Source organism: Tissierella sp. MB52-C2 (genome assembly GCF_030931715.1).
Lineage (GTDB): Bacteria > Bacillota > Clostridia > Tissierellales > Tissierellaceae > Tissierella.
Genome location: NZ_CP133261.1, coordinates 77455 through 89921 on the forward strand (window position 1 = coordinate 77455; position 12467 = coordinate 89921).

General features: G+C 30.8%; 9 protein-coding genes. 6 read left to right on the forward strand and 3 right to left on the reverse strand.

The window, feature by feature from the left end:
• The first annotated feature begins 16 nt into the window (after nt 1-16).
• From RBU61_RS00380 to RBU61_RS00390, 3 genes are all read left to right on the forward strand, one after another.
• A complete protein-coding gene (locus RBU61_RS00380; protein ID WP_308877417.1) occupies nt 17-1993 on the forward strand; it encodes a helix-turn-helix domain-containing protein in 1977 nt (658 codons plus the stop codon).
• 145 nt (nt 1994-2138) lie between these two features.
• A complete protein-coding gene (locus tag RBU61_RS00385) occupies nt 2139-3539 on the forward strand; it encodes an MATE family efflux transporter (protein ID WP_308877418.1) in 1401 nt (466 codons plus the stop codon).
• 231 nt (nt 3540-3770) lie between these two features.
• Nucleotides 3771-4265, forward strand: coding sequence for an ECF transporter S component (locus RBU61_RS00390; protein WP_308877419.1), 495 nt, complete (start codon nt 3771-3773; stop codon nt 4263-4265).
• 41 nt (nt 4266-4306) lie between these two features.
• On the opposite strand, the gene RBU61_RS00395 is transcribed toward RBU61_RS00390, so the two are convergent.
• A complete protein-coding gene (locus RBU61_RS00395) occupies nt 4307-5677 on the reverse strand; it encodes an aldehyde dehydrogenase (RefSeq protein ID WP_308877420.1) in 1371 nt (456 codons plus the stop codon).
• 177 nt (nt 5678-5854) lie between these two features.
• Between RBU61_RS00395 and RBU61_RS00400 the strand changes: the two genes are divergently transcribed.
• The 3 genes from RBU61_RS00400 to RBU61_RS00410 all read left to right on the forward strand — a co-directional run bounded on the left by RBU61_RS00400 (nt 5855) and on the right by RBU61_RS00410 (nt 9624).
• Nucleotides 5855-6403, forward strand: coding sequence for an XRE family transcriptional regulator (locus RBU61_RS00400; protein ID WP_308877421.1), 549 nt, complete (start codon nt 5855-5857; stop codon nt 6401-6403).
• Between the two features lie 97 nt (nt 6404-6500).
• Entirely contained in the window at nt 6501-8870 is a 2370-nt protein-coding gene (locus tag RBU61_RS00405; protein ID WP_308877422.1) for a formate C-acetyltransferase/glycerol dehydratase family glycyl radical enzyme, read from the forward strand.
• A complete protein-coding gene (locus tag RBU61_RS00410) occupies nt 8857-9624 on the forward strand; it encodes a glycyl-radical enzyme activating protein (RefSeq protein ID WP_308877423.1) in 768 nt (255 codons plus the stop codon). Before RBU61_RS00405 ends, RBU61_RS00410 begins: the two co-directional genes overlap by 14 nt.
• 72 nt (nt 9625-9696) lie before the next feature.
• Here the strand turns inward: RBU61_RS00410 and RBU61_RS00415 are convergent, their stop codons facing one another.
• Together RBU61_RS00415 and RBU61_RS00420 are read right to left on the reverse strand one after the other, a co-directional pair.
• A complete protein-coding gene (locus tag RBU61_RS00415; RefSeq protein ID WP_308877424.1) occupies nt 9697-11016 on the reverse strand; it encodes a helix-turn-helix domain-containing protein in 1320 nt (439 codons plus the stop codon).
• A gap of 77 nt (nt 11017-11093) precedes the next feature.
• Nucleotides 11094-12461 (reverse strand): 2-hydroxyacyl-CoA dehydratase, encoded by a 1368-nt coding sequence (locus RBU61_RS00420; RefSeq protein ID WP_308877425.1) that lies wholly within the window; start codon nt 12459-12461, stop codon nt 11094-11096.
• Between the last annotated feature and the right edge of the window lie 6 nt (nt 12462-12467).

Genomic DNA, 12467 nt, shown 5'->3' on the forward strand with positions numbered 1-12467 from the left:
ATACAGGGGAACTGATATGAGAAAAGAATATGTTGAATATATGAAGGATTTACCTATAAATATTTTTCTAGCAAATATTATGGAATATCCAATTCATTGGCAGGATTCTATTCAAGTTTTATTTGTACTTAGGGGAACCATAGATGTAGGAGTAGAAAATGAGATTTATACCCTAGGAGAAAAAGAAATAGAAATAATAAATTCAAATGAAGTTTATAGTATTAAATCTAAGGATCCCGATAATTTAGTACTAATACTTAATATCGATCCAAACTTTTTTGAAAAATATTATGATGATGCCAAGGAAGTCTTTTTTTATACTGATTCCTCAGGTGAAAAAGGTCAAGAGGATGAGAAATATTATGAACTTAGAAGGTATATCTCCATACTTGTATATGAAGCAGTGATGAAAATAGATGATTATGAAGATAAAATAGAAGAATATCTGTTGGATATGATGTATCATTTGCTTAATAATTTCCACTATCTATTCTATGAAGGAGAAGAAAGTCTTAAAGAAGATGAAGAACAGTTAGAAAGGTATCATAGAATAGTTAAATATTTAAGTAATAACTATATGAATAAAGTCAGTTTACAAGATATTGCAGATAAGGAGTTTTTAACTTCTCAGTATCTATCCTATAAGATAAAGGATATATTTGGACAGGGTTTTAATGAATACCTGAACCAAATTAGAGTAGAAGAATCTACTAAACTATTATTAGATACAGATAAAAATATTTCTGAAGTATCGGAAGAAGTAGGATTTTCACATGTAAGATATTATAATAAGCACTTTAAAAACCACTATAATTGCACACCTATGCAATATCGTAAGAAAAATAAAGTCAGTGAAGAACGTTTGGAAGATATGACTAATATTAATTATTTAGAGATTAAAGAAGCCTTTCCATTCTTAATCCATTACATGGAAGATTATGAAAGATATAATTATGATAATAAGATAATCAAAATTGATATAGACCTTAAAAAGGATACAATAGGATCATATATAAAACCAGATTTAATAGACTTAGGAGATATATATCTTCTTTTAGAAGAAGAAAATAGAAGATTATTAGAAGAAATTCAGAGGGAAATAAGATTTAAATACTGTATAGTAAATCGATTATTTTCCGAAGACATGGACATCTATAGAGATAAAAATCATAAGTTTATTAATTGGACTAGAGTTGAAATCATACTAGATTTTCTAAAGGAGAAAAATTTAATTCCAATAATCAGGACAGAAAATGTAGAAAAATATATAATAGATGATTTCGTAGAACACTTTTCTAACCTTTATGAAGAAGACGTTGGAGAATGGTTAAATATTGAAGTAGATAGTCTAGAACCATATTTTCCAAAGAAGACTATAAGTCCAATCCATGATAAACTGGCGATTGTACCCTATATTCTATATAACTACATTCATTTAAACAATAGAATAGTTTTAAATATGGTAGACGAAATATCTAAGGAAACCATTCTTTATAATGATACTTTCTTTGGAGGTAAGGGAATATTTACATCTAACTCTCTAAAGAAACCTTCATACTATGGATATATGCTATTATCCCTTTTAGGAGATACCATAATAGATAAGGGAGAAGGTTATATAGTAACAAAATCAGAATATGGATATCAGATAATGTTGTTTAATCCTATAGAAGTAGATGAAGAATTAATATATGGGGAAAGCCCCCTTGAAAAGATTAAAGAAAGAAAAATATCTTTAAATATATTAAATATGGAAAGTGATTTCCAAGTCACAAAATATGTTTTAGATAAAAGATATGGTTCAGTATATGATAAATGGATTGGATTAAATAAGCCTGAAAGGTTAGACAGTGATAATTGGGAATTATTAAAGGAATATGTTCATCCCAGTGTATCCTTCTATTATGGCAAAAAATCTAATGTATATAATACTGTAGCCAATGTAAAACCTTATGGAGTAGTATTATTTGTATTAAACAGTGTACTTAATTAATATTTTTTTGGATTATTTTAAGGTTTTGTGAAATCCGAATTTCTTCAAAACCCAAAAATAGTCCAAAATAGATACTAAAGAAGTGAATGAAAAGAAGCCTCCATTTATGTTAACATAATAGGGTAAGATAAATGGAGGTTTTATTATGGGTAAAAACAATAAATTATTTGGAGAAGAAAAGATCGGGAAATTGCTTCTTAAATTTTCTATCCCAATAATAATTTCATTCTTAGTATCGGAATTATATAATATGGTAGATACTTTATTCGTAGGCAGAAATGTAGGGGGATATGGAATAGGTGGATTGGTACTGGTATTTCCTATACAAAGAATAATAATAGCATTGGGATTGATGATAGCAGTAGGTTCATCTACAGCATTTTCTAGAGCTAATGGGGAAAATAACTTTGAAGGGTCTAGGAAGGTTGTTAAAAATGGTTTTTCTTTCTGTTGTTTACTAATGGTATCAATAACAGCTATTGTATTTATTTTCTCGGAAAAGATACTTATTGGGCTTGGTGCCAGTGAGCAGATATTACCTTATGCAAAAGAATATTTAGATATAATAATATTTGGTTCTACATTCTTAACCTTAACGACTTTTATTTCCAATATTATGATAGCCGTAGGTAATAACAAAGTTTCAATAATAAGTACCAGCATAGGAGCTATAGTAAATATAATACTTGACTATATTTTAATTGTAGAATTTAAAATGGGAGTTAAAGGTGCAGCAATTGCTACCGCAGTTTCTCAAGTTATAGGGTTTATCTATGCATACTATAATTATTCAAAGATAAAAAAAGAATATAAGATACCATCAGGTTTTGAAATAGATAAAAAAATTATAGTACCAATTGTACTGGTAGGTCTATCTGCATTTATTGTAGAGTCAGAAGATGGATTCTTAATGGCAGTACGTAATCATTTATTAGTTAGTACAGCAGGAGATACGGGAATTGTAGTATTAGGCGTTATATCTAAGGTTTATATGTTCTTATTTATAACAATGTTTGGAATAGCTTCAGCCATGCAGCCAATAGCAGCATTTAATGTGGGAGCAAAAAACTATAAAAGATTAAAAACAGTAATGCAGAAAACTACTATATATGCTTTTATTACATCTTTAATAATGTGGATAGGCTCAATGATTTTTGCACCACAATTAATATCCATATTTGTAAAAGAACCTGATATAATAGCCGAATCTGTAAAGGCATTTAGGATAGTAGTATCGGTACTTCCTATAGCTAGTATCTATTATGTGTCTATATTTTATTTCCAAGCATTGGGAAAAGCAAAGACATCAATATTTTTATCAATATCTAAACAATTGATATTAACTATACCAGTATCTATTATATTAGTAAAAGTATTTAATTTAGGAGCCATGGGAGTTTGGTTAGGATATCCAATTTCAGACCTTTTAGCAAGCATTGGTTCATATATGCTAATTAGAGAAGAAGGGCATGAATTAAATATGAAGATAGAAAAAGCAAATGCAAATGCAAAAGCAAAGGGAACGGTTCCTTTTGCATCAAATTAGAATAAAAAAGGTAGAAGCATATTAAAGTGTTTCTACCTTTTTCTTTTTCGTTTTAAAACTATATTTAAACTAAATTGATTTCAAAAAGGCCTCCTTGAAATGTTTCGATAGAAACTTTTTTTATTTATAAAAGTATTGAAAAACTGTATCGGAAGTGTTATTATATACACAAGAACACTACATAAGATAAGAAAACAATGTATCGATACAAATAGAAAGGAGAGCAGGAAAATGAAAGATATTAACACTAAAATAATAACTAGAATGGCTGTTTTAATGGCATTAACTACAGTAATGACTATGGTAATCCATATTCCTACAATAGGTACAAATGGATATCTAAACTTAGGAGACATGGTGGTATTTTTAGCAGCTTTAACTCTAGGAAAAAAAGGTGGATTTTTAGTAGGAGGTTTAGGTTCTGGATTAGCAGATATATTGTTGGGATATAGTCACTATGCTCCTATTACCTTCATAGTAAAAGGACTAGAAGGATATATAGCTGGAAAAATACTTGAAACTAAATTAGGTCAAGATAAACCAATCATAGCTACAGTAATAGGTGGAGTATGGATGGCCTTTGGATATTATTTTGCAGAAATATTTATGTATGGAGCAAAGGCGGCATTAGCCTCTATACCAGGAAATCTAATGCAAGGCTTACTTGGAGCTGTTGCAGCAGTAGTCTTATTTGGAGCATTAAAGAAAACAAAAGTAGTAGGTTAATATATAAAATCAAAAAACCACTGATAAAGTGGTTTTTTTGATTATAAAAACTTCTTAGCTAATTTTAAATTACTTTCTTTATATGGTGGATATAATAAATTGCTATCAACTGTCCCCATAGACTTAAATATACTTTTTTCATGGGAAAATGTATCAAAGGTATATTTGGAATGATACCTTCCCATACCACTAAATCCAACTCCACCAAAAGGAAGATTAGTATTAGCAACATGGGTTATTAAATGATTTATACAGCCACCGCCAAACCGAAGATTTTGTAAAATATAATCTTCCATAGATTTATTTTTTGTAAAAAGATATAAGGCTAATGGATAAGGGTTTTCTCTAACAATATCTATAACTTCTGAAATATTTTTATATGTCATTATAGGAAGAATAGGACCAAAGATTTCTTCCCCCATAATTGGATGACTTATATCTATACCGTCTATCAATGTAGGAGATATAAATCTGTTTTCTTTATTATAATCTCCCCCAACTAATATATTAGTTTCCTGTAGTAAACCCACTAGTCTATTAAATCTTTTTTCATTGATTATCTTTCCTAAATCCTTAGATTTTTCAGGACTATCACCGTAATATTTTTTAATATAAAATTTCATTCTTTCGATTAATACGTCTTTTTTAGACTGGTGTATTAGCAAATAATCAGGAGCTACACAGGTTTGACCTGCATTATAAAACTTCGCCCAAGTAATCCTCTTAGCAGCTAAATCTATATCTGCGTCATCGTGAACTATGGTAGGAGATTTTCCACCTAGTTCAAGTGTTACAGGGGTTAAGTGTTTTGCAGATAATTCCAGTATTTTTTTACCTACATTTATACTGCCTGTGAAGAATATATGGTCAAATCTATAATTCTCTATTAAAGGTGTCACCACTTCAGAACCTGCACCTTCTACTACACTAATATAACTATCCTCAAAAGTATTACTAATAATCTTTGAAATCACTTTTTCAGTTTCCCTTGATTGGTTCGATGGTTTTAATATTACGCAGTTACCAGCGGCAATAGCTCCAATTAAAGGTGAAATAGCCAATTGGAATGGATAATTCCATGGGCTAATTATAAGGACTACACCTTTAGGTTCGGGATAAAGAAAACTAGTGGCTGGTTGTAGATATATAGGTGTAGAAACTTTTTTAGATTTCATCCAAGTTTTTAGGTTTTTTATGGCATGATTTAATTCTTGATATACTACTCCAATTTCAGCTGTATAGGATTCAAAAGTAGGTTTACCCAAATCTATAGATAAGGCATTTATTATATCTTCTTCATTTCTCTTTATTTCATCTCTAAGTTTTTTAAGTTGATTTATTCTAAATTCATAGCTTCGAGTCTCACCCTTATGGAAGTATTCTTGTTTAGAATTATATGGATTTTCTATCATAGGATCAATCCTTTCTACGGTTTTCTGATAGTTTTATTGTATCACAAAAATGTAGAAATATAATTGAAACTTATTATTTAAAATTATTTAATAAAACGAAATCAGAAAATTATTGAAATGCTTTTCCCTATAACTTATAATTGAAAGTATAATTATTAATAGAAAGGTTTTTAGAATATGAAAGATCCATCATCTAATATTTCTGCAACTTTAAAAAAGGTGCGGTTTGAAAGAGGTTTAACATTAGAAGATACATCTAATTTAACAGGTGTAAGTAAGGCTATGCTAGGACAGATTGAAAGAGGAGAGTCAAATCCAACTATATCAACACTGTGGAAAATATCCACTGGTTTAAGGGTCTCTTTTTCAGAGTTATTAAGCAGCGAAATAAATGATTATGAGCCAATGAACTTAGAGGAACTAGAACCAGTATATGAATCAAATGGTAAAATGATGTTATATGATGTATTTCCATTTAATCCTATATCAGGATTTGAATATTTTTATATTAAGCTACTTCCTGGAGCAAAACATATATCTACACCTCATGAAAACTCCATAAATGAATATATTATTGTCACAAAAGGAACTCTTAAATTAACTGTAGATAAAAATACATTTGAGCTTAAGGCACCTTCCGCATTATCATTTAAAGCTAATATAGAACATTCATATAGTAATCCATATGATGAAGAAGTTATATTTCAAAATATAGTCAAGTATTGAATTTATTCAGAAGGCTTTGAATTCTTCTGAATAAATTTTTAATATTTAGTATGTTATAACGCATAATAAATGTAAAAACATAAAGGGGGATAAAAATATGATTACAGAAAGAATAGAAGCAGCAAGAAAGAATTATATAAACTCTAAACCAGCTATTTCTTATGAAAGGGCAAGAATTTGGACTGAATCTCATAAAAAAACTGAAGGTGAATCAGTACCCATAAGAAGGGCCAAGGCTTTCAGAGATACCTGTGAGGAAATAGATGTAAATATTTTTGAAGGAGAACTCATAGTAGGAGCCATAGGTGAGTTTAGAAAATGTGGTATTTTAACACCTGAATTTTCTTGGACTTGGGTAGATAGGGAAATGGATAGCTTCCATAAAAGAGTACAGGATCCATATATTATGACAGATGAACAAAGAGAATATGTAAGAAAAGAGATATTTCCTTATTGGAAGGGAAAATCCTTAGAGGAATCATTTTTGGCTCAATTACCTAAGAAAACTGCAAAAGTTGTGGTAGATACAGGTATTGTAGATAATGATTCTAAGTGGAGACAGGCAGTTGGTGAAGTAACTCCAGATTATGAGGATGTTTTATTTAAAAGGGGCTTTAGTGGAATAATTAAAGATGCAGAAGAAAACATATTAAATTTATCAGATACTTCTCCACAAGATTTAAAGAAAAAAGACTTCTATGAATCTATTATCATTACATCAGAGGGAATTGTCACCCTTGCTAAAAGATATTCTAAAAAAGCAAAAGAAATGGCAATGAAGGAAAATAATGACTTGAGGAAAATTGAACTTTTGAATATTAGTGAAATATGCAATAATATACCAGAAAATCCTCCAACAAACTTTTATGAAGCTATCCAGTTTATTTGGTTTACACAAATTGGCGGGATATTATCTGAAAATCCATTGGCACTTAATGTTGGAAGATTTGATCAGTTTATGTATCCTTATTATAAATCTGATATAGACAAGGGAACAATGACTCAAGATGAAATTCAAGAGTTAATTGAAGCTTATTGGATTAAGCTTTCCGAATGGGTTTGGACAATTTCAGCTAATACGGCAGAGTTTTTTGCAGGATATAATCAATTCCAAAACTTAACAGTTGGTGGTAAGACTAGAGAAGGTAGAGATGCCACTAATGATCTATCTTATATGTGTCTGAAGGCAACTGAAAGAGTGAAGACCCATCAGCCTGGACTTAGTGTTAGAATTCATCAAGATCCGCCAAGTGAATTTTTAGAAGCAGTAACTTATTTAGTAAGTAAGGGCACTGGTTTTCCTGCTATTCATAGTGATAGTGCAGGTTATCAAATGCTTATTAATGCCGGTTATGAACCAGAAGATGCAAGGGACTGGAATAACTGTGGATGTGTAGTTCCACATTTTAGAAAAACAGGAGAATGGACATCGGCAGTTAATATTAACTTTACTGCTGCTTTAGAGTTTGCTTTAAATGAAGGTAGAAGTAGAATAACAAATGAAAAGATAGGTTTAGATGAAAAAGATCCAAGAACATTTGAAATCTATGAAGAAGTAGAAAAGGCTTTTTATAGGCAGTTTGATAATTTGATTAAACATTCAATTATTGCAACTATATTGGCACAAAAGCTTCACAAAGAAATGGTTCCAAGACCATTCCTATCATCTTGTATAGAGGAATGTATAATACAAGGAAAGGATTTAGTTGATGCAGGAGCAAAGTATAATTTAGGGCCAGTTCTTACGGGAATAGGTCTTGCAGTTACTTCTAATTCCTTAGCTGTCATAAAGAAACTAGTATTTGAGGATAGGGTCACGACTATGGAAACTATTATAGATGCCATTAATGCTGACTGGGAAGGATACAATGATTTGAGAAATCTAGCTCTAGGAGTTCCTAAGTATGGTAATGATATGGACTATGTAGACGATATAGCTATTAAAATTGCTAATTATTATTATAAAGAAGTGCATAAATATAAAGATATAGATGGTAATCATTTTAACACAGCCTTCATGGGAATTTCAAATTACTTGCCAACAGGAAAGGTAGTTGGAGCAACACCCTGTGGAAGAAAAGCTAAAGAGCCACTATCAGAAGGGGTGTCACCATTTGCGGGAAGCGATGTATCTACTCCCTTAGCAGCTATGCGTTCTGCTGCAAAGCTTAATCAAGATGTTCACTCTGGAGGCACATTACTTAATTTAAGGTTAAATGAAGAGTTAGTAAATACAAAGAGGGGTCAGAGAAATTTAGGTGCAATGATTCAATCCTTCTTCTCTCTTGGAGCATTTCATGTTCAATTTAACACCATATCTACTGAAATGTTGCGTAAAGCTCAAAAAAATCCAGAGGATTATAAGGACTTATTAGTTAGAGTTGCTGGATATAGTACACAATTTGTTAATTTATCAAAATCTATGCAAGATGCAATAATAGCGAGAACTGCTCATGAAAAGTATTAAAGGATACCTCATGGAACCACAGAATTTTTCTGTAAATGATGGAGATGGAATTAGGACGGTGATTTTCTTTGCAGGTTGTCTCCTTAGATGTAAATGGTGTGCTAATCCAGAAAGTCAAATAAATCTAGAGAAAGTTACAAAAGAAGATAATCTAATTTATCATTATAGTAGTGAGGAAATATTAAATATTATAGAAAAACAGAGGATTTTCTATAGATTTTCAGATGGGGGAGTTACCTTTTCTGGGGGAGAAGCAACTTTACAGCAAGATATATTGAGACAACTAGTATATAAACTTTATGATAAGGGCATAGATTTGGCAATTGAAACTTCTGGATATCTTAATTTTTATGAGGTAAAGGATATATTTGAGAAATTAAATTTAATATTTATAGATATTAAACATATGGATAATGAAAAACACAAGTATTTTACGGGAGTGAGTAACGAAGAAATACTTAAAAATATAAAGCTATTAAATACATTAAATATCCCCATAGTAGTACGTATACCTGTAATAGATGGAGTAAACTCCGACCAAAAAAATATAAAAGAGACTGCTAAATTTGTTAAAGAAAATATCAAGAAACCTAAGATAGAACTTCTACCATATCATTCCTTGGGAGATATGAAATACGAAACTCTTGGAAGAGAAAAACCATCAAGAGATTTTAAGACCCCATCAGAGGTATCTTTGATGGAACTGGAAAAGATAATAGAAAATGAAGAAGTTCAAGTAGTTAGTTATAGGTAGAAAATAAGGTAATACCATAATAAGATATTTATAATACTAAAACTCGACACCTATAAGTGTCGAGTTTTAGTATTATAAATCATGAAAGCACTTATCCTTACTTTCCCATATCCAGATAAGCATCTTCCTGTTTTGCATTGCAAGATTCTTAAGTTCCTCTTTTCCATTTAACCAGGCAATAAAAATCATTTGAATGGAATAGATTACATAAGGAATTGCAAGCTTTTCGGCTTCTGTCAATTTACAGATATTATCATATCCGGTAATTATTCCCTTCAGTATTTCATCCCATTTTTCAAACCTATCAGCAATTGTAGTAGCTTCAGCTAAGATTCCTGTTGCACAGTAACAAGGATCAAAGATTCTTACATTTCTCTCGCTGATTTCAAAATCAATAAAGCCACTTACTTCACCATTATGAAATATAATATTTGATGGATTGGGATCACGATGAATTATATGTCTTGGTAATTCATTATAAAGCTTACTAAAGTTTTTAGTAAAGTCCTCATAAAATTCATCAGGTAATGGACATTCCCATTGTTCCATAGTTATCTTTGTTTGGGGTAATGCCCAGCCTAATACAGTTTTTAGGAGATTACTGTCATGGACTTCTAAATTTTTATCTTGTTTTTGAAGAATTTTGTGTAGATTACCAATGGCCTCACCATATTTTTTTCCGGTTCCAATTCTATTGCCTGCATAGCGTTCTTCAAGTGTCAGAAATTTACCTTTGATAGCATTGGTAAGACAGAAGTATCTATCATTCTCAATAACAAAATCCTCATCTTTAATGGTTCTAATAGGAGTTGCTGCAAGGACTCCAGATTTTTCTAGTTCCTTTGAAATGGCCATATGTGTTTTTAAACCTGAGATATTTTTTCCTGTTTTTAAGATATATTTTCCATTAATTAACCATGTATTATCAGATTTAACTGTACCTACAACAAAGGTATCTTCTATTTCTAGATTTGAATCCAAATTCCAATTTGACAATATCTGTTTTATTTCTCTCTGTGTTAGCATAATTTTTGCCTCCCTAATTAAATTTACTGCTATTGGCCTTTTAGCAGTGTTTAGTTTCAAAAACTTTGAAGGAGAGCAGCCAAATTCACGCTTGAATGCTTTGAAAAATCCTGCATAGGTATCAAAGCCATATAGGAGAGCTATATCTACTATTTTTCCGCCATTTTGAATCTCATGGATTCCATGGTAGAGTCTACGCTTAGTAATGAAGGCAGATACAGGCATCCCTACATAGCTGGAAAAAATACGACAGAAATGGTATATTGAAAATCCTGAAATCTCTGCAAGCTCTGATAATGAAAGTTCAGATTTTAAATTTTCTTCAATATAGTCAATTGATTTTTGAAGCAATTGAGTAGTGGTCATGGTTATTCTCCTCCCTGCCCTAGGGTAGTATAAGTTTAACATAGGGATAGAGCAAAAATATTTCCTGTGTTGCCATATTAACTTCCTGCTTTCAATTGTTTTCTTATTTTATAGCCTTTAACCTCTGAAGCTTTTTCTTCTATACTAGATGATCCATGTTTCTTAGTAGTGTTGTTCAATTGCTGATTTTCTTTAGCAACGGATAACATTAATTTAATTCTATTTTCTTGATTAACCTTAGTAGCCCCTGGGTCATAGTCGATAGGAACTATATTTGCATTAGGATAGATATCTCTAATTTTACGTATCATTCCTTTTCCTACTATATGATTAGGTAAGCATCCGAAAGGTTGAGTACATACAATATTTTCATATCCCATTTTAACCAAATCAACCATTTCAGCTGTTAATACCCAGCCTTCTCCCATTTTACAACCTTCATTTATTATATCAGCACCTAAAGATTTTAAATGTTCAAATGAAGAGGGAGGAGTAAAATTACTATGTTTTTTGACTGCTTGGATAATCATATTTTCGTACATTTTAAGGTACTTCATTATTAATGATGCACTTGTTCTTTTAATCTTACTTCCACCATAGATATCAACATCTACCATAGAATTATCTACAGTATACATTGCAAACCCCATAATACCAGGAACCATGATCTCACAATCTTCACTCATGAGAAAATCTTCTAGATGGTTATTGCCTAACTTTGAGTATTTTACGTAAATTTCCCCAACAATCCCTACTTTTATTTTTTTCTCGTTGAAAACTGGAATATTTCCAAAGGATTTCACTATTCTCTCTAAGTTTCTATTTATTTCATTTATTTTATATCCTTTGTCATGTTCAAACTGTTTTCCCAAATGATTAATCCAAAACTCTACCAAATCCTCGCTGCTGCCTTTAGAGATTTCATAGGGTTTAACCTGGTTTTTTAAAAGCATCAACATATCACCATAGGTTAAAGCTACTAATAATTTGTTAATCAAAGGTAAAGTAAGTTTAAATCCACTATTATTTTCAATCCCCTTAACATTGAATGAGATAACGCGGATATTATTATATCCAGCCTTATTCAAAGCTTTTCTAAGTAAATGTATATAATTGGAAGCCCTGCACCCTCCGCCTGTTTGGCTAATAATGAGGGCTACCTTATCTAAATCATATTTACCACTATTTAGGGCATCTATCATTTGACCAATAACAAGTAATGCAGGGTAGCAGATGTCATTATGAACATATTTTAATCCTTCGTTTACTACAGAAGGGCCTTCATTTTTAAGTATTTCTACTTTGTATCCATACTGTTCAAATACATTTTTAAAAAGGGAAAAATGGATTGAAGACATATCTGGAATTAAAATAGTATAATCTTTTTTCATCTCTTTAGTAAATACGACATTTGAATCCTTTATGTTAGTATGATCTGTTGTCATATTACC